The 19,013-nt window shown below is 64.7% G+C and carries 14 protein-coding genes; 4 read left to right on the forward strand and 10 right to left on the reverse strand.

All coding sequences use genetic code 11. From position 1 onward, the window contains the following. Positions 1 to 179 precede the first annotated feature (179 nt). Complete coding sequence (locus GA0061098_RS28660; RefSeq protein WP_165637673.1) at positions 180 to 1,127, reverse strand: hypothetical protein; 948 nt, start codon at positions 1,125 to 1,127, stop codon at positions 180 to 182. Between the two features lie 165 nt (positions 1,128 to 1,292). Between GA0061098_RS28660 and GA0061098_RS28665 the strand changes: the two genes are divergently transcribed. Next, the gene (locus GA0061098_RS28665) at positions 1,293 to 4,769 is read left to right on the forward strand and encodes an indolepyruvate ferredoxin oxidoreductase family protein (protein ID WP_091964591.1); all 3,477 of its coding nucleotides are present in this window, start codon (positions 1,293 to 1,295) and stop codon (positions 4,767 to 4,769) included. Positions 4,770 to 4,897: 128 nt separating this feature from the next. Here the strand turns inward: GA0061098_RS28665 and GA0061098_RS28670 are convergent, their stop codons facing one another. The 4 genes from GA0061098_RS28670 to GA0061098_RS28685 form a co-directional block, all read right to left on the reverse strand. Then, the gene (locus tag GA0061098_RS28670; protein WP_091964593.1) at positions 4,898 to 6,625 is read right to left on the reverse strand and encodes an FAD-dependent oxidoreductase; all 1,728 of its coding nucleotides are present in this window, start codon (positions 6,623 to 6,625) and stop codon (positions 4,898 to 4,900) included. A gap of 59 nt (positions 6,626 to 6,684) precedes the next feature. Then, positions 6,685 to 7,704 (reverse strand): S1C family serine protease, encoded by a 1,020-nt coding sequence (locus tag GA0061098_RS28675; RefSeq protein WP_091964595.1) that lies wholly within the window; start codon positions 7,702 to 7,704, stop codon positions 6,685 to 6,687. 92 nt (positions 7,705 to 7,796) lie between these two features. Further along, positions 7,797 to 8,243 carry a hypothetical protein gene (locus GA0061098_RS28680; protein WP_091964597.1) on the reverse strand — a complete coding sequence of 149 codons (447 nt, stop codon included), beginning with the start codon at positions 8,241 to 8,243 and terminating at the stop codon, positions 7,797 to 7,799. 7 nt (positions 8,244 to 8,250) lie between these two features. Next, positions 8,251 to 9,849: a GMC family oxidoreductase gene (locus GA0061098_RS28685; protein WP_091964834.1), complete on the reverse strand. Its 1,599-nt coding sequence runs from the start codon at positions 9,847 to 9,849 to the stop codon at positions 8,251 to 8,253. Positions 9,850 to 10,049: 200 nt separating this feature from the next. On the opposite strand from GA0061098_RS28685, the gene GA0061098_RS28690 reads away from it, so the two are divergent. Next, entirely contained in the window at positions 10,050 to 10,838 is a 789-nt protein-coding gene (locus tag GA0061098_RS28690; protein WP_091964599.1) for a thermonuclease family protein, read from the forward strand. 219 nt (positions 10,839 to 11,057) lie between these two features. Here the strand turns inward: GA0061098_RS28690 and cyoD are convergent, their stop codons facing one another. Genes cyoD through GA0061098_RS28710 form a run of 4 tightly spaced genes read right to left on the reverse strand, consistent with a single transcriptional unit; the run spans position 11,058 to position 14,905 of the window. Beyond that, complete coding sequence (cyoD, locus tag GA0061098_RS28695) at positions 11,058 to 11,444, reverse strand: cytochrome o ubiquinol oxidase subunit IV (protein WP_018322693.1); 387 nt, start codon at positions 11,442 to 11,444, stop codon at positions 11,058 to 11,060. Next, the gene (locus GA0061098_RS28700) at positions 11,441 to 12,082 is read right to left on the reverse strand and encodes a cytochrome (ubi)quinol oxidase subunit III (protein ID WP_091964601.1); all 642 of its coding nucleotides are present in this window, start codon (positions 12,080 to 12,082) and stop codon (positions 11,441 to 11,443) included. Before GA0061098_RS28700 ends, cyoD begins: the two co-directional genes overlap by 4 nt. After that, on the reverse strand, positions 12,082 to 14,082 hold the full coding sequence (cyoB, locus tag GA0061098_RS28705; protein ID WP_091964836.1) for a cytochrome o ubiquinol oxidase subunit I: 2,001 nt from the start codon (positions 14,080 to 14,082) through the stop codon (positions 12,082 to 12,084). The genes GA0061098_RS28700 and cyoB overlap by 1 nt, the downstream gene beginning before the upstream one ends. Beyond that, positions 14,072 to 14,905 carry a cytochrome ubiquinol oxidase subunit II family protein gene (locus GA0061098_RS28710; RefSeq protein ID WP_091964603.1) on the reverse strand — a complete coding sequence of 278 codons (834 nt, stop codon included), beginning with the start codon at positions 14,903 to 14,905 and terminating at the stop codon, positions 14,072 to 14,074. Before GA0061098_RS28710 ends, cyoB begins: the two co-directional genes overlap by 11 nt. A 249-nt stretch (positions 14,906 to 15,154) precedes the next feature. Between GA0061098_RS28710 and GA0061098_RS28715 the strand changes: the two genes are divergently transcribed. Next, positions 15,155 to 15,955 carry an SDR family NAD(P)-dependent oxidoreductase gene (locus GA0061098_RS28715; RefSeq protein ID WP_018322689.1) on the forward strand — a complete coding sequence of 267 codons (801 nt, stop codon included), beginning with the start codon at positions 15,155 to 15,157 and terminating at the stop codon, positions 15,953 to 15,955. 174 nt (positions 15,956 to 16,129) lie between these two features. Here the strand turns inward: GA0061098_RS28715 and GA0061098_RS28720 are convergent, their stop codons facing one another. After that, positions 16,130 to 17,494, reverse strand: a complete 1,365-nt coding sequence (locus GA0061098_RS28720) for a PQQ-dependent sugar dehydrogenase (protein ID WP_245323671.1) — start codon at positions 17,492 to 17,494, stop codon at positions 16,130 to 16,132. Between the two features lie 178 nt (positions 17,495 to 17,672). On the opposite strand from GA0061098_RS28720, the gene GA0061098_RS28725 reads away from it, so the two are divergent. Beyond that, entirely contained in the window at positions 17,673 to 18,875 is a 1,203-nt protein-coding gene (locus GA0061098_RS28725; RefSeq protein ID WP_165637674.1) for a urate hydroxylase PuuD, read from the forward strand. The last annotated feature ends 138 nt before the right edge of the window (positions 18,876 to 19,013 follow it).

Raw genomic sequence — 19,013 nt, forward strand, 5'->3', positions numbered from 1 at the left:
GCCAGCCAACCGATCCAGCGCCGCATTGGCGCCGGCGCCCTTCGGCATCAGCGCTTCCACAAAGCTCGGCTGTCCTGTCCGCTTCACCGCCATCGATACCTCCAAGGCTTTGCCCTAGGGAATCACAACTGGCGGATTACGCAACAGGCCCACAAGGGGAGAGGGTGCAGCCATCGCTCCTACGCCCCATACAGCTGCCGATACTCTTCCGCGTACGGCGCATAGGAGTCCTTCATCGTTGCCATGTTCAGCAGCATGGTGGCGACCACCGTATTCGCCTTGTCGAACACACGCGTCCTGGCCCACGCGCTTTCGGTGCGGCGGCTGCCGGAAAGCGCCACCACCTCGCGCTCGACTTCGTAGTCCTCGTCGACGAAGAGCGGGCCCTTGATCAGCCGGATCTCTTGGTCGGCGAACAAGCCGACGGCCGGCCCCTTGGCCGGCAGCGGATCGTCCTTCGAGCGATACTGGAACAGCACGCTCAGCATCTCCATCGGGATGATCGGTCTGCCCCAGGGGTTGTCGGCGCCCGAATAGTATGGCGAGTTTTCGGTGATGACGGCGAGCTTCTGCCGCAGCGAGAAAGGATAGAGGTCGCCCATGATCTGATCGAACGCCATGCGGACCGTCTGCCGCTTGCCCGTCTGCGCCACCTTGACGTCGCGCAGGATCACGGGATCGGCAAGCGGCTTGAGCTCGGCGAGGCGCGCCTCCAGCGCAGTCGCTGCGTGCGGTTCACCGACGGAGGCCGTGCCGCGCAGCACCTCCGTGCCATCGCGCTTGACCATCTGGATCTGGCACTGGCGCGTCCCGGGCAGTGGCTTCGACAGGATCGCCTGCACCTCCTCACCCTCATAGCAGACGCTGCGATAATGCGCGGACAGGCAGCCGGTCTCGAACCAGGCGCGTCCCCACAGCTGCGCGCCAAGCGGAGCGAACTGGCTGAAATGCGTCGGGCCTTCGATGGTACCGCCCTTGAAGCCGAGCTTCTGCGCGGTGGCGTCGTCGTGAATGGACGCGTGCGCGTCGTAGGTTTGCGCTTGCAGCATCTGACGAGGCTGGCGCCACGGTCCAATCAGGGCCTCGGCCGTCGCCGTGATCTCGGTGTCGAATGCGCTTGCAGCCATGATGTTCTCCACTGGAAGCCATGACTAGCAGGAGCGCCACGGATGCGGCCAGCGATATTGACTTCGCCGGCCCATGCTCTTGACTGCGATCTCCCGCTTCGCAAAGCCGCAAACCTCCCGCGGCGCAAAATCCCTCGCCGGACCAGGACAACAAGGACCCCCGAAATGACGCTGTTGCAGGTCGAGCTGGACGATAAATACCGGCTCGAATCGAAGCGGATCTTCCTGTCCGGCACACAGGCCCTGGTTCGATTGCCCATGTTGCAGCGCGAACGCGACCGGCTCCAGGGCCTCAACACCGGTGGCTTCATCTCCGGCTATCGCGGTTCCCCGCTCGGCATGTACGACCACGCGCTGTGGCGCGCGAAGTCACACCTTGCGCAGCACGACATAGCCTTCGTCCCAGGCCTGAACGAGGATCTGGCGGCGACTGCGGTCTGGGGCAGCCAGCAGGTCGGCTTGTTTCCGGGCGCCAAGGTCGATGGCGTATTTGGCATCTGGTACGGCAAGGGCCCCGGCGTCGACCGCTCGGTCGATGCGCTCAAGCATGCCAACGCCGCCGGCACCTCGCTCAACGGTGGCGTGCTTGCGCTGGCCGGCGACGACCACGGCTGCCAGTCCTCGACGCTGGCGCATCAGAGCGAGCAGGTGTTCGCAGCGGCGCTGATCCCCGTGATCAATCCGGCGACGCTGCAGGACTACCTCGATCTCGGCCTCTACGGTTTCGCGCTGTCGCGCTTCTCCGGCTGCTGGGTCGGATTCAAGGCGATCAGCGAGACCGTGGAAAGCTCGGCGTCGATCGACAGCGACCCTGAACGCATCAAGATCGTGCTGCCCGAGGATTTCGAGATGCCGCCCGGCGGCCTCAACATCCGCTGGCCCGATCCGCCGCTGGATGCAGAGAGGCGTCTGTTCGGCCCGAAGATGGCCGCAGTGCAGGCCTTCGCCCGCGCCAACCAGCTCGACCGCATCGTGCTCGATTCCAAGCCGGCGCGGCTCGGCATTGTCGCGACCGGCAAGGCCTATCTCGATCTGCGCCAGGCCCTCGCCGACTTAGGGATTACCGACAAAGACGCGCAGGATCTCGGCTTGCGCATCTACAAGGTCGCGCTGACCTGGCCGCTGGAGGAAAGTGGCGCGAAGCGCTTCGCAGAAGGCCTTCAGGATATTCTCGTGGTCGAGGAGAAGCGTGGCTTCATCGAAGACCAGCTGATGCGCATCCTCTACAACATCGATGCCTCCAGGCGCCCGACGATCACAGGCAAGCGCGACGAGCGCGGCGCGCCGCTGTTGCCGAGCGAAGGCGAACTGACGCCGACCATCGTTGCCGCCGCGCTGGTGGCACGCTTGCGCAAGCTCGGCCATCATAGCCCGGTGCTGGAGCAGCGCCTGGCGCGGCTGGAGGCCTTCGACAATCCGGTCACCGCCAGCACCCAGATCAAGCTCGCGCGCACGCCGTTCTTCTGCTCGGGCTGCCCGCACAACACCTCGACCCGCGTGCCCGAAGGCAGCCGCGCCATGGCCGGCATCGGCTGCCACGGCATGGCCCTGAGCATGCCGACCCGCCGCACCGATCTGATCTCGCATATGGGCGCCGAGGGCGTGAACTGGATCGGGCAATCGCCCTTCACCACCGAGACGCACATCTTCCAGAATCTTGGCGACGGCACCTATACGCATTCCGGGCTTCTCGCCCTTCGCGCGGCATCGGCCGCCGGCATCAACATCACCTACAAGATCCTCTACAACGACGCCGTCGCGATGACCGGCGGCCAGCCCGCCGAAGGCGCCTTCAATGTCGCGCAGATCGCGCATCAGGTCTGGGCCGAGGGCGTCAAGCGCCTGGCAATCGTCTCGGACGATCCGGGCAAGTACCCGCAAGGAAACTACTTCCCGCAAGGCGCGACCATCCATCATCGCCGCGAGCTCGATGCTGTCCAGCGCGAGCTGCGCGACATCAAGGGTCTCACCGTCATCATCTACGACCAGACCTGCGCCGCGGAAAAGCGCCGCCGCCGCAAGCGCGGGCTCTATCCCGATCCCGCCAAGCGCGCCTTCATCAATGAGCTGGTCTGCGAAGGCTGCGGCGACTGTTCGCAGGCCTCTAACTGCGTCTCGGTGCAACCGCTCGAGACCGAGTTCGGCCGCAAGCGCCAGATCGACCAGTCTAACTGCAATAAGGACTTTTCCTGCGTCGAGGGTTTCTGCCCAAGTTTCGTGACCGTCCATGGCGGCTCGCTGAAGCGCATGAAGACTTCGGCCGTCGATTCAGGCCAGCTCTTCGCCGACCTGCCGCTGCCGCCCGCGCGCGAGCTGGACGCGCCCTACAACATCCTCGTCACCGGCATCGGCGGCACCGGCGTCATAACCATCGGCGCCCTGCTCGGCATGGCGGCCCATGTCGACGGCCGCGGCTGCTCGGCGCTCGACTTCACCGGCCTGTCGCAAAAGAACGGTGCCGTGATGAGCCATGTCCGCATCGCACGGAGGCCTGAAGACATCTCCGCGGTCCGCATCACCACCGGCGGCGCCGACGTCATCCTCGGCTGCGACATGATCGTCTCGGCCGGCCCCACCGCGCTCAGCCGCGCCGAACGTGGCGTGACCAAAGCCTACATCAACGCCGATTTGCAGCCGACCGCGAGCTTCGTGCAAAACCCCGATCTCGACTTCGAGATGGGCACGATGCAGACCGTGCTGCGCGACGCCGTCGGAGACAAGAACCTCGATATTATCGATGCCACAGGCATAGCCGCTGCGCTGATGGGCGACAGCATCGCCACCAATCCCTTCATGCTCGGCTTCGCCTTCCAGAAGGGCGCGATCCCGCTGTCGCTGGAAGCGCTGCTGCGCGCCATCGAAATCAACGGCGCCGCGATCGAGATGAACAAGCTCGCCTTCACCTGGGGCCGCTTGGCCGCCCACGACATGTCGCGGGTGCGCAGCGTGCTCCAGTTCAAGAGCCGGGCGGCGGCACCGACGAAGTCGCTCGACGACATCATCGCGACCCGCATGGAGTTTTTGACCAGCTATCAGGACAAGGCCTATGCCGACCGCTATCTCGCGGCCGTCGCCAAGGTACGCAAGGCGGAAACCTCCGCCTCTCCCGCGTCAACCGAGCTGACCGAGGCCGTCGCGAAGAACCTGTTCAAGCTGATGTCCTACAAGGATGAGTACGAGGTCGCCCGGCTCTACACCGACGGCAGCTTCGCGAAGAAGGTCTCGGAGAAATTCGACGGCGACTTCACCCTGAAATACCATTTGGCGCCACCCATCTTCGCACAACGCGACAAGACGACGGGCCGGCTGCAGAAGCAGGAGTTCGGCGGCTGGATGATCCATGCCTTCCGCGTTCTCGCCAAGCTCAAGTTCCTGCGCGGCGGCGCCTTCGATCCGTTCGGCCGCACCGAAGAGCGCCGCACCGAGCGCAAGCTGGTCGCGGATTATCTCGGCATGATCGATCAGCGGATCGCGGGCCTGAAAGCGGAGCAGATCCCGCTGCTGGCAAGGCTCGCCAGGGTGCCGGAGACCATCCGAGGCTTCGGCCACGTCAAGGAGGCCAATATCAAGCTGGCGGCGGCCGAGACGGCGCGGCTGGAGGCGGAGCTGGAGAACAGCCGTTTTGCGGCGGCGGCGGAGTAGAGGTTAACGCGAGCTTCTCCCCGTCATTGCGAGGAGCCCTTGCGACGAAGCAATCCAGACTGTCACCGCGGAAGGATTCTGGATTGCTTCGCTGCGCCCGCAATGACGCGGATGCAGCGGGGCCCCGATCAGACGGATGCCTTTGCAGCTCCGAGTGTCGTCACCACGCTTCCCTCCGCCAGATGCCGCCCCGCGATGTATCCGAACGTCAGCGCCGGCCCTAACGTGATCCCCGGCGCCGGATAATTGCCGTTCATGATCGAGCCCATGTCATTGCCGCAGGCATAGAGCCCCGCGATCGGCGCGCCGTCCGCGCGCAGCACGCGGGCCTGCGCATCGACCTTCATACCAATCGCGGTGCCGAGATCAGCCGGATAGATGCGCATCGCGAACAACGGGGCACCGACGATCGGCGCAACGCAGGGATTGGGCTTGTGAGCGGCATCGCCGAGATGGCGCTGGTAGATAGTGCTGCCGCGGCCGAATTCGCCATCGCGGCCCTCCCTTGCGCCTTCGTTGTAGCTCGCGATCGTCGCCGCCAGCACCGTCGGCTTGACGCCGATCCTCGCCGCAAGCTGCGCAATGTCAGGAGCCTCGACCAGCTCGCCGCTCGCCACATAGCGCCGATAGCTGCGCGTGAACGGCTTGATGCGGCCGAGGCCGTAGGTCCACAGGAACCGGCGATCGCAAATCAAATAGAACGGCCGGTCCGGATCGCCATCGCCATGACGGAGCATGGCGAGCACAAACTCGTGGTGGGACAGCGCCTCGTTGACGAAACGCCGGCCCGCTGCGTTGACAGTGATCACACCGGGCTTGGCGCGGTCGGTCACCGTGTGCGGGAACACGCCGCGGCTACCGTCGGCGCGGCGGAACAGCGAGGCCGGCACCCAATAGGCCGGGCTGGTCGCGTCCGTATTGAGCGCGGCACCTGTCGTTGCCGCGAGCCGAAATCCGTCGCCGGTGCTGGAAGGGTTGGCTGCCGAGACAAATCCGGCCGCCGCCGGGAGGAAGCGCTTGCGCAAGCACGCATCGTGCGAAAAGCCGCCCGTCGCCAGCACCACGCCGCGGCGCGCTGCGATCGGCCGGTCGCGGGAGCCATGACGGATCACCACGCCGCTGACGCGATCACCCTGAATCGAGAGGTCCGCGACATCGGCGCTGAAGAGAACTTCGACCTGCCGCGCCAGCAGCGAAGCATAGAGCTGCGCGGCAAGTGCGTTGCCGAGATGCAGCGACGTTCCACGCGGACTGCGCAGCCGTTGCAACGCATACGCGGAAACCAACCGCGCCGCTCGCAGGGTCGAGCGCAGCGATTTTCCAACACTGAGCAAATGCGGAACGTCGAGAGGATCGATCATCATCCCGCCGAACAGCGTGAACTCCGGCAGCGGCGGCCGCAATCGCTCAAAAGCTTCGCCCAGCCGCCTGCCATCGAAACCGACCGGCTCCAGCACGCGGCCGCCAGCGGTTGCGCCCAGCCGCTCCGGATAACAATCCGGACAGGCCTTCACCGGCTGGAGGCGAACTTCCGTGTTGGCTTCGAGATAGGCGATCGCCTCGGGCCCGCGCGCGAGGAAGGCGGCGCGCAGGCCGGCATTGGCGAGCTGGGGCACCGTGCTCGACAGATATTGGACCGCATCCGCGACGCTGTCGGAGAGCCCGGCCTCTTTCATCCTGGCATTGGCGGGGATCCAGACCATGCCGCCAGACCAGGCGGTGGTGCCGCCGACGAACGCGGTCTTCTCGATCACCAGCACGCGCAGGCCTTGCGCAGCGGCCACGGCCGCCGCCGTCATGCCACCGGCACCGGCGCCGATGACAATGACGTCGTAGGTCTCGTGTGCCGGCATCATGCGGCGGGTTTCCGAAGGCGAGGCATGACACCGTCATACCCCGCCTCGCCCGTCCCGCGCTAGCGCTGCGGCTTGCGCTCGATCGGGTCGATATCGATCGCCCGCAGGCGGCCGAGCCGCAGCACGTCCATCGCGAGCCGCCGGCCGATCCGGTCGCGGTCGAGCACGCGGATCAGATCGTCGACACCGTTGATCTCGACGCCGTCGAGCCTGATCACGACGTCGCCGGGCAACAGGCCCGCCTTCGCCGCCGGACCATCCGGCTCGATCTGCGCGAGCAGCGCGCCCATCTTGTTTTCGATGCCGGCCAGCACCGCGTGCCGCCGCGGGACCGGCGCGGTCTGCCCGGCGACGCCGATATAGGCCCGGCGGACATAGCCGTGACGGATGATCTCCGACAACACGAATTGCGCGGTGTTGCTGGCGACCGCGAAGCAGATGCCTTGGGCGCCGTTGATGATGGCGGTGTTGATGCCGATCACCTCGGCATTCGACGACAGCAGCGGCCCGCCGGAGTTGCCGGGGTTGAGCGCGGCGTCGGTCTGGATCACGTCCTCGATGGTGCGGCCGCTGACCGAGCGGATCGAGCGGCCGAGCGCCGAGACCACGCCGGCAGTCACAGTCGATTCGAAACCGAGCGGATTTCCGATCGCGATCACGAGCTGGCCGCGGCGCAGCGTCTTGGAGTTGCCGAGCGCGGCATAGGGCAAATGGCGCACGCCGTTGGCGCGCAGCAGCGCAAGGTCGGTATCGGGATCGACGCCGAGCACCTGGGCTTCGCCGACATGGCCCTCGACGTCGCGCAGCCGGATCTCCTTCGACGTGCCGACCACGTGGCTGTTGGTGAGGACGAGGCCATCAGGCGAGATCACGATGCCCGAGCCGAGCCCGCCGCGCTCACGGCCGTTCGGCACTTTTGGCCCGGTCTCGACACGCACGACCGCGGGGCCGACCCGGTCGGTCACATCGATCACGGCATTGGAATAGGCGTCCAGCAACGCCCGGTCATCGGCCGGCGCAGATGCTGTCGTTCGCGATGACGCGGCGTCATCGACGATATCTGAGGTGAAATCCAGCATGGCAAGAGTCCTTGAAGGCTCACACAGATGGTGGCCTGTGACCGGCCGCGCAAGGTGCCAGCCGGGCGCGCAGGGCTGGACTGCCCAGATGGCTAGGGCGCCCGCCTGAGCGTACCGGCCCTCGCCTTCACCGGGTCGAGCAGCGACCAGTCTCCATCCGGAAGCACATGGCCCTTCGGGAATGGCGCCCGCAGTTCGATCCCCAGCGAACCCAGCACGCGGTCGTCGCGGTAGTAGCATTGCAGCACGACGCGGACGAGCGTCGCGGCGGCGACGCCGCCGTGCTTGCGAAACTCCTGCGCCACCGCATCGCGCCTGGTGGCATCAAGCTCGGCGAGCGGCGCTCCTGACAGCCGCGCCAGATCATCCAGCGCGGCCGCGACCAATTTGGTATCGCGGCCAAGCGTTGCGAGCATATCTGCCTGGATCGCGGGATCGTCGGCGCCGGGCACCTTGTACTCGTCGCTGGCGGGAACGATCATCGCGGCGATGCTGCGGAGGTCGTCGCGTTGGGTGCGCGTAAGATTGTCTGCGGACATGGCGGCCTTAATCAAACAAATTGGCGAGGCGCTGCTTCATCTGGTCGGCGATGTAGAGCGCGAGGGCCTGGATGGTGGAGGTCGGGTTCACGCCGCCCGACGTGACGAAGATGCTGCCGTCGACGATGAAGAGATTCTTGACGTCGTGCGTGCGGCCCCATTCATTGACCACGGAGCTTTCAGGGTCGGTGCCCATCCGCGCGGTGCCGAGCAGGTGCCAACCGCCCCAGGGGATCGGCGAGTTGATGCAGATATCGGTGGCGCCCGCGGTCTCCAAAACCTCCCGGCCGCGCGCCAGCGCATGCTCCATCATCTTCCGGCTGTTCTCGCTGATCGTGTAGTCGATCTTCGGCGCGGGAATGCCGTGACTGTCTTTCAGGACGGGATCGAGCGTGACGCGATTATGCTCCTCCGGCAGATCCTCACAGATCGCGGAAAATCCGAGCCGATGGCCGTTCAGCTTGCGGAAGACGCGGTGATGATCCTCGCCCCAGGGCAGAATGCCCTTTTGCTCGCTGACGACAGCCTCGAACACCGGTCCGGCCCCGCGCACGAACTGAACGCCATAGCCGCGCACGAAGCCGCGCGAGGGGTCCGTGTCGTACCACTCCTTGCTCCACAGGCAGGTCGGCGGCGCGCGGTTGCTATCGGTCGGCTCCTTCACATAGCCGTAGATCTGCGCGTAGGGATGGAACATCAAATTCTTGCCGACGAGGCCGGACGAATTGGCAAGGCCGTTCGGAAAGCGCGAGGACGCCGAATTCAGCAATAGCCGCGGCGTGCCGACGCCGTTGCAGGCGATGATGACGACATGCGCGGGCTGGAACTGCTCGATGCCGTCCTTGTCGTAATAGACCACGCCCGAAGCCATACCGCTCTCGTCGGTGGTGATCTCGCGCACCCGGCAATGGGTGCGCAGCTCGACGCCGGCGCGGATCGCCTGCGGCCAATAGGTGATGTCGGTGGAGGATTTCGCGCCCTGCGCGCAGGCCGGCGTGCAGTGGCCGAGATTGATGCAGCGCGCCCGGCCCTCATAATCCATCGTCGCGACCGTCGTGTCCGACGGCCACCAGTGCCAGCCGAGCTTGTTCATGGCCTTGCCGATGATGGCGCCGGACAATCCGAGCGGCTGTTGCGGCATCGGCGGATGCGTCAGCGGGGACCGTGGGTCGCCCGACAAGCCCGATGTGCCCATGATCCGGTCGTTCTCTTCGAAGAACGGGGTCAGCGTGTCGTAATCGATTGGCCAGTCGTCGGCGACGCCGTCCAGCGTCCTCACCTTGAAATCGGAGGGATGCAGCCGCGGCCAGTGCGCGGTGTACATCACCGTGGAGCCGCCGACCGCATTGTAGTTCACGACCTTGATCGGCGAATTGTCGTCGTTGATCGGATAGTCCTCGGGACGGCCGCGCACGTTCGGGCTCGACGACCACTCGCCGTAGAACTTGGCCTCCCAGTCCCGGCCGGTGCTGGGATATTCCGCCGGGTTCATCCAGCCGCCCTGCTCCAGGCAGAGAATGTGCATCTTGGTCTCGGCCAGCGACCACGCCACCGCCGCGCCCGAAGCGCCGGCGCCGATGATCAGGACGTCCACGGGGTCTTTCATCGCAGCCTTTTCCTCCCGCCCTCGCCGCTTCCCGGGCGATTCGGCCTGCACGATCTGCAAGGCCTGGGAACGATAGGGTCAGAGCGGGCGGGGAGTAAAGCCGCGGGGCCGGAATGTCGCACTTCGCAGGGTGCAGACCATTGGTATCGCCACATCCGGATGCTAGGAACAGGCGCACGAGCAATCGATAGCGAGACCGTATGTCCTTCCGAAATGTCTTTGCCGCCGCCCGCGCTTTTGCGCTCGTTTTGTTTTTCGCCTTGTCCGGAGTCCTGGCGTCTTCCGAGCCGGCTTCCGCGCTGACCGCCGCCGCGACAGTCCGCGACGGCAACTCCATCCAGCTTGGCGACGTCACCTACCGGCTCGACGGCGTCGACGCGCCCGAACTGGACCAGGTCTGCATCGACGACCACGCCGATTCCTGGACCTGCGGCATCGAGGCTCGCGACCAGCTGGCGAAGCTGATCAACAAGCGCTCCGTGCGCTGTGACGATGTCGGGCCGGAGAAGAGTTTTGGCAAACGGCACCGGGCGATCTGCACGGCCGAGGGCGACAAGACCAGCTTGAACGAACAGCTGGTCAAGCTCGGCTTTGCCGTCGCGCGGGAGCCGATCAAGGCGAACGTCAAGCCGGCCGTGGCCGAGGCCAAGTCAGCCGCCGCCGGGATCTGGAAGGGCTGTTTTGTTGCACCGCAAGACTTCCGCGCGGGCAAGAAGGACGGCGCACTGCTGGGCGCCGCCTGCCGCCCGGACCGCGACAAGGAAATTCGGGCCGTGCTGTTCCCGGAGGAGCTGACGATGCCACCGAGTTGCAGCATCAAGGGAAAGCTCGCGGTGCGCGCACGCGTCACCGGCAACATCGGCATCTATCATTTGCGGGGTTGCCCGAGCTACCCGGCGACCACCAAGCCGGACCGCTGGTTCTGCTCGGAGGACGACGCCCAGGCAGCCGGCTTCCGCAAGGCCTACAACTGCCGCCGGCCGAAGTGAATAATTCTCTCACGCATCCGTGAGTAGTAGTCCGGGACCGTATTGATCCGGAATTGAACTCCTTCGCGAGTTGCCGCACTCATAAAGGTACGCAAGCGCTTGCGCGGGCGTTTCCTTGGCAGCAATCCGGCTCCGGCCTGATTGCCTTGCTTGGGCGTTTCCTCCCTAGACTTGGGCCGCTTGTCACAACAAGCGGCTCTTCTTTTTTGGGCGGTCCTTTCACTGCATCCGCATGATCTGGTCCATCGGCGGCATGTTCGCATTCAGATGCGCCATGATCCAGACCGTGCCGCCCACCACCAGGAAGACCACCAGCAGGCCGAAGGCCAGCGCCAGCACGTTGTTCGTGTTGTCGGGGCCGGTCGTGATGTGCAGGAAGAACACCAGATGCACACCCATCTGCGCAATCGCCAGCACGATCAGCGCGACGGGGATGGAGGGCTGCCAGACCAGATCGGTGCCGGCGATGAAGAACGACGTCGCCGTGAGCAGCAGCGCCAGGACAAGGCCGACGACGTAGCCAAGAATACGGGTGCCGACACTGTGTTGCTCTTCCTCGCCCGGCGCGAGGTCGTGGTCGCTCCGCGCGTGGCTCTGATCGCTCATGCGGCACTCCCAAGCAAATAGACGACGGAGAACACCCCGACCCAGACGATGTCGAGCGCGTGCCAGAACAGCGCAAAGCACATCATCCGGCGCAGGACGTCGGCGCGAAAGCCTTTCGCGAACACCTGGGCCATCATGGTGAGGAGCCACAGCACGCCGGCCGAGACATGCAGGCCGTGGCAGCCGACCAGCGAGAAGAACGCGGTCAGGAACGCGCTGCGCGACGGGCCATAGCCGCGCGCGACGAGGTCGGCGAATTCGCGGAATTCGATCGCCAGGAATATGAGTCCCAACAGACAAGTCACGGCCATGCCGAGATAGAACCAGAACCGGTTGCGCACGTCGGCGGCAATGCTGGCCATGCCGCAGGTAAAGCTCGACAACAGCAGGCAGACCGTCTCGATCGCGACGTTCCTCTGCTCGAATAACTCCGAGCCCTTCGGGCCGCCGGCCGTCTGGCCAGACAGCACCGCATAGGCCGCGAAGAAGCAGGAGAACATCACGATGTCGGAGAGCAGGAAGACCCAGAAGCCGTAGGCGGTCACGATCCGCTTCGAAGCGGGTCCGGGATGCTCGATGACGAGCCCGATGTGATGGGGATCGGCATGCGCGTGGCCGGCGGTCGCCGTCATCGCCATCAGACCGCCCCCGCCATGCTGATGAGGCCGCGTCGTTCCTCGAGATTGACGCGGTCGATCGCGGCGACCTCCTCCGCGGGAATGACGTATTCGTCATGATCGCGCCAGGCGAACACGACGAAGGTCGCGAACGCGCCGAGGCCGCCCAAAATCACCATCCACCAGATGTGCCAGATCAGTGCAAAGCCCATGATGGTGGCAAAGAACGCGCAGACGAAACCGGTGGGAGAATTCCGGGGCATCTCGATGTCCTGATATTCCGGCCTGTCGCGTTCGAGCGATTGCTGCTGGGCATGGACCTTCATGTCCCAATAGGCGTCCTCGCCGCGCACATCGGGATTGAAGGCGAAGTTGAACACCGGCGGCGGCGACGAGGTCGCCCATTCCAGCGAGCGGCCGTCCCAGGGATCGCCGGTGCGGTCGCGCAGCGCCTCGCGGTTGCGGATGCTGACCACGAGCTGCACGATCTGGCAGATCACCCCGATCGTCAGCACGGCCATGCCAATTGCTGCAACGATCATCCAGGGCCGCCACGCCGCAACGTCGTAATGCTGCATGCGCCGGGTCATGCCGAGCATGCCGGCAATGTAGAGCGGGATGAAAGTGATGAAGAAGCCGAGGAAGGTGAACCAGAACGCCAGCTTGCCCCAGCGTTCGTCGAGGCGGAAGCCAAACGCCTTGGGAAACCAGTATTCGAAGCCGGCGAAGGCGCCGAACAGCACGCCGCCGATGATGACGTTGTGGAAATGCGCCACCAGGAACATGCTGTTGTGGAGCATGAAGTCAGCCGGTGGCACCGCGAGCAGGACGCCCGTCAGTCCACCTACTATGAATGTCACCATGAAGCCGACCGCCCACAGCATCGGCGTCGCGAAGCGGATGCGGCCGCCATACATCGTGAACAGCCAGTTGTAGATCTTCACCCCGGTCGGCACCGCAATGATCATGCTGGCGATGCCGAAGATGGCATTGACGTCCGGCCCTGCCCCCATCGTGAAGAAATGATGCAGCCAGACCATGAAGGAGATGACGCAGATCGCCATGGTCGCGAGCACCATCGAGCGATAGCCGAACAGCCCCTTGCCGGAGAAGGTCGAGACCACCTCAGAGAAGATGCCGAACGCCGGCAGCACCAGGATGTAGACCTCCGGATGTCCCCAGGCCCAGATCAGGTTCATGAACATCATGACGTTGCCGCCGGCCTCGTTGGTGAAGAAGTGGAAGCCGAGGTAACGGTCGAGCAGCAGCATCGCGAGCGTGGCGGTAAGGATCGGGAAGGCTGCAACGATGAGGAGGTTCGAGGCCAGCGTGGTCCAGCAGAACATCGGCATGCGCAGATAATTCATGCCCTTGGTGCGCAGCTTCAGCACCGTGGTGACGAGATTGATGCCGGCCACCAGCGTGCCGACGCCCGAGATCTGCAGCGACCAGGCGTAATAGTCGACGCCGACGCCGGGCGAATAGGACAGCTCCGACAGCGGCGGAAAAGCGAGCCAGCCGGTGCGCGCGAACTCGCCGACCACGAGCGAGAGATTGACCAGCAGCGCACCGGTCGCGGTCAGCCAGAAGCCGACCGAATTGAGCGTCGGGAAAGCGACGTCGCGCACGCCGAGCTGGAGCGGCACGATCAGGTTCATCAGCCCGATCACGAACGGCATTGCCACGAAGAAGATCATGATGGTGCCGTGCGCCGAGAAGATCTGGTTGTAGTGCTCCGGCGGCAGGTAGCCCTGCGACTGGTAGGCGACGGCCTGCTGGATCCGCATCATGATGGCGTCGCTGCCACCGCGCAGCAGCATCACCGAGGCCAGTAGAATATACATGACGCCGATGCGCTTGTGATCGACGCTGGTGATCCATTCGCTCCAGAGATAGGGCAGATGCCCCTTCACCACGACCCAGGTCAGCACGCCCAGGATCGCGACCAGCACCACTGCGCCCGCGACCAGCGGGATGGGCTGATCGAACGGAATCGCCGACCAATCGAGCTTACCGAGCATCATGGCCTCCACTGTGCGGACGGCCTGCATCGGAGAGCAGTTCCGGCCCCGGTCCCGGCGGAATGTGCTGGGTCGCGATCAGATCGAACAGGCGGGGATCTTCCAGGCGATAGATCGGCCTGCCCTTCTCGACGCCCTGCTGCATCAGCTTCTTGTAGCTGTCCTCATTCAGCACGGCATCGGTCTTCGCCGTGGTCGCCACCCATTCCGGAAAGGCGAGCGGCGAGACCACGTTGACGTCGAACATCATGTCGGGAAAGCCGTCGCCGGAGAAATGCGCGGACAACCCCTGCAGCTTGCCTTCGTTGTCGGCGCGCAGGTTCAGCTTCGTCACCATGCCGTTCATGGTGTAGATCATGCTGCCGAGCTGCGGGATGAAGAACGTGTTCATCACGCTCGACGACGTCAGCTGAAAGTTCAGCTCGGCGCCGGCCGGCACGGTCAGCGTGTTGACGGTGGCGATGCGCTGGTCCGGATAGATGAACAGCCATTTCCAGTCGAGCGAAACCGCTTGGATCCGCACCGGGCTTCCAGTCCCCGGCACCGGTGCTGCGGGATCGAGCTGATGCGAGCCGATCCAGGCGACGCCGCCGAGCAGGATGACGGTGAGCGCAGGGATCGCCCACACCACCATCTCGACGCGGCCGGAATAGACGAAGTCAGGCTGGTAGCGCGCTTTTGGATTCGAGGCGCGAAACCAGAACGCAAAGCCGAGAATCGCGAAAATGGTCGGCACCACGATCACGAGCATGATGAAGACGGAATCGACCAGAATCGTGCTGTTGGCCGCAGCCACGGGCCCTTGTGGGTCGAGCAGATTCATCGGCAAGCCACTGGCGGTTGGGAAGCCCCAAGACAGAGCCTAGCGCGGGAAAGGCTCCGCAACAAACGCTGCGACCTCAGAACGGTTCCTGAACCGCGAGGGCCAGCCATGCGCATTGGGCCGGCGCAACATGCAAATCCATGCGATGTCAATGACATGAACGCAAAAGCCGCGCCCTTCTCTCCGGTCGGGGCGATTGCTAATCTGCACGAAAATAATGAGAAGTCCGGGATCAGGGAGTGAACCGAGATGCGCTTGAAGGACAAGGTCGCCATCGTCGTCGGAGCCGGGCAAAGCCCCGGCGAAGGCATGGGCAATGGCCGCGCCACCGCGCTGACCTTCGCGCGCGAGGGCGCAAAGGTCTTGTGCGTCGATCATCATCTGGAATCGGCGCAGGAAACGGTTGCGATGATCACCGCGAAACATGGCACCGCCGCGGCCTTCAAGGCCGACGTCACGAAGTCGGCCGACATCAAGGCGATGGTTAAGGACGCGCAGTCGCGCTGGGGCCGGATCGACGTGCTGCACAACAATGTCGGCGTCAGCCTGTCCGGCGGCGATGCCGAGCTGCTGCAACTGACCGAGGAAGCGTTCGACCGTGTCGTCGCCATCAATCTGAAAAGCTGCATTCTCGCAGCGAAAGAGGTGATCCCGATCATGCGCGCGCAAGGAAGCGGCGCCATCATCAACATCTCCTCGATGGCGGCGATCACGAATTATCCCTATGTCGCCTACAAGGCGACGAAGTCGGCGATGATCGCTTTCACCGAACAGCTCGCCTATCAGAATGCCGAATACGGCATCCGTGCCAACGTCATCCTGCCCGGCCTGATGAACACGCCGATGGCCGTCGACACCCGCGCCCGCGAATGGCACAAGACCCGCGCCGAGGTCGAAGCCGAACGCGACAGCAAGGTGCCGCTGCGCAAGAAAATGGGCACCGGCTGGGACGTCGCCAACGCCGCGCTGTTTTTGGCGTCCGATGAGGCGAACTTCATTACGGGCGTGACGCTGCCGGTGGATGGTGGAGCGAGCGTGAGACGGGGGTAGAAGCCGCAAGAGCGGTGCCTCTTCCCTTCTCCCCTTGCGGGAGAAGGTGGCGCGAAGCGCCGGAATGAGGGGTTCTTTCCACGCACTCATAGCGAGATGGATTCGCGGAGACATACCTCACCCGGCTTCGCTATCGCGAAGCCACCCTATCCCGCAAGGGGAGAGGGTGCACCGTCACTGCGGCGCGTGCGTCACCCGCCAGATCGCGCCGTTGCCGTCCTCCGACACCAGCAGCGATCCATCCTTCGCCACGGCCACTCCCACCGGCCTGCCCCACACCTCCGTGTCGCTGACGACAAAGCCCGTGACGAAATCCTCGTACTCTCCCGTCGGCTTACCGTCCTTCATCCGGATGCGGATCACCTTGTAGCCGGTGCGCTTCGACCGGTTCCAGGAGCCGTGCTCGGCGGCGAAGGCGTCGCTCTGATACTCGGGCGGAAAGTGCGTGCCCTGATAGAAGGCCATGCCGAGCGAGGCCGAGTGCGGCTGCACCAGCACGTCGGGGATCGTCACCTTGTCCTTGATATCCGGCCGCGCACCGGCATGGCGTGGGTCTTCGTTGTCGCCGATATAGAACCAGGGCCAGCCGTAGAATGCGCCTTCCTTCACGCTGGTCACGTAATCAGGAACGAGATCGTCGCCGAGCCCGTCGCGCTCGTTGGTCGAGCACCAGGGCAGACCGGTCTGCGGCTGGATCGCAAGCCCGACGCAATTGCGGATGCCGGTGGCGTAGATCTTCCGCTCCTTGCCATCGGGATTGAATGCCAGCACCGCCGCGCGTTCGGTCTCGCTGGCCCAGGCCGCGCCGAGCGGTTGCGTTTTCGCCCACGCCTCCATCCCGCCCGGCGGCATGCCGATGCCTTCCGCAACGTTGCTGAGCGAGCCGACGGAGACCAGCATACGCTTATTGTCGGGCGTGAAGACGATGTCGCGGGTGGAATGACCGCCGTCATGCGACAGGCTTGCCACGATCGTCACCGCCTTGCCGCGCGCCTTGAGATCGCCCGCCTGATAGGGAAAGCGGACGACACTGTCCGTGTTGGCGACATAGACCCATTGCGGATTGTCACCGTTCGGGAAGAAGGCGATGCCGAACGGTTGCCTCAGTCCGCTGGCGAACACCTCATTGGTCGCGAGCTTGTTGCCCTCCCCGGCACGAAGCACACGGATGGTGCCTGCCCGAGTCTCCGCGACAAAGACGTCGCCGTTCGGCGCCACCCGCACGATGCGTGGCGCGCGCAGGCCTTCGGCGAACAGCTCGATCTTGAAGCCTGCCGGCACCTGAAGCGCAGCCTCGGCCGGGCGCGGCACCACGCGCGACCAGCTCGCAACCGAGCGCGTGGCGCCGGGCCTGACCAGATCCTGCGGCCGGATCAGCCTGACCGTGCCGGGCTTGTCGGCCCGCCAATCGCCATAAGCGTCCTTGCCCTGCAACACCGGCTCGGCCTGCGCACCGGTAGCAATCAGTAGCCCCGCGAATATCGCGACGGACAAAATTCTGCTCTTCAAATTGTCCTCCCGGCCAGCAATCTCGAGCATCGATACCACCGCGGCAGGTCGAAGCTCTGCCGCATCCCACGTCACCCGATGCCCGCACGATGTGCATCAGCTGCGCCCATCGTACTGGAAAACACCGCGGATAGGTGCGACACATTGTATGGGCGGGGGTTGCGGTCATCAAAGCTGCGGCATCGCTGTCGCAATTGACGGGATGATCATGTGGGGATCCATCATATCGGAATGGGCGAGCCTGCTGCTGCGCTGGCTCCACGTGGTGGCGGCGATCGCCTGGATCGGCAGTTCCTTCTATTTCATCGCCCTCGACCTCAGCCTCAGGCCCAAGGGCAACCGAACGAGTGACCTGCCCGACGGCGTCCAGGGCGAAGCCTGGCAGGTCCATGGCGGCGGCTTCTACCGGATCATGAAATATCTGGTGGCTCCAAACCAAATGCCGGACGAGCTGACCTGGTTCAAATGGGAGGCCTACACCACCTGGCTGTCCGGCTTCGCGCTGATGGTGGTGGTGTATTATCTCGAGGCCGATCTGTTCCTGGTCGACAAGTCGGTCGCCGATCTCACGCCGTTCCAGGCCGGCCTGTTCAGCCTTGCGAGCCTGGCTCTGGCGTGGCTGCTCTATGAAGCGGCCTGCCGCACCGGGCTTGCCCAGCGCGAGCTGCCCTTCGCTATCGGCGGCTATCTGTTCCTGGTCGCGCTGACCTATGCCTTCACCCATGTGCTGAGCGGCCGTGGCGCTTTCAACCAGATCGGCGCGATCATCGGCACCATCATGGTCGCCAACGTCTTCGCGCTGATCATCCCGAACCAGAAGAAGATCGTGGCCAGCCTGATCGCGGGACAGACGCCGGATCCAAGGCTCGGCAAAGCCAGCAAGGAGCGCTCGGTCCACAACAACTACCTGACGCTGCCCGTGGTCGTGCTGATGATCAGCAACCACTATCCCCTGGTCTACGCCACGCGCTTCAACTGGATCATCGTCGCCATCATCCTGGCGCTGGGCCCCGTGATCCGCCACTTCTTCAACGAGCGCCACGCGGGGCGCAAATCGCCGTGGTGGGTGTGGAGCGTCGCGGCAATCGGCGTGATTGCGATCCTCTTCCTCTCCGCCGCAGGACCGCGCGAGGTCAAGTCCGGCGCACTGCCGACACAGCCGACCCTTGCCGCTGTCGAGGAGATCGTGACGTCCCGTTGCAGCATGTGCCACGCCGCCGAGCCGGTCTGGGCCGGCATCGTGACCGCGCCGAAGGGCATCTTGCTCGATGCGCCCGAGCACATCCATCGCAACATCCGCCTGATCGGCCGCGTCGCGGCCTGGTCCAATGCGATGCCGCCGGGCAACATCACCGAAATGACCGGCGAGGAGCGCGCGATCCTCGCCGCCTATCTTGAGCAGGCCCGCTGATGCTGCCCGTGCGGCGACAGATCATTTCGCGGAATGAAATTCCGCATCTCCTACCGAATTGAAAATGACTTGACCGCCCATCCGGCGTAGACAGGACCAGCGGCCGCCGACGCGGCCCAAAGTCATTTGCATGCGCGG

Origin of the sequence: Bradyrhizobium shewense (assembly GCF_900094605.1) — a bacterium.
Classification (GTDB): Bacteria; Pseudomonadota; Alphaproteobacteria; order Rhizobiales; family Xanthobacteraceae; genus Bradyrhizobium; species Bradyrhizobium shewense.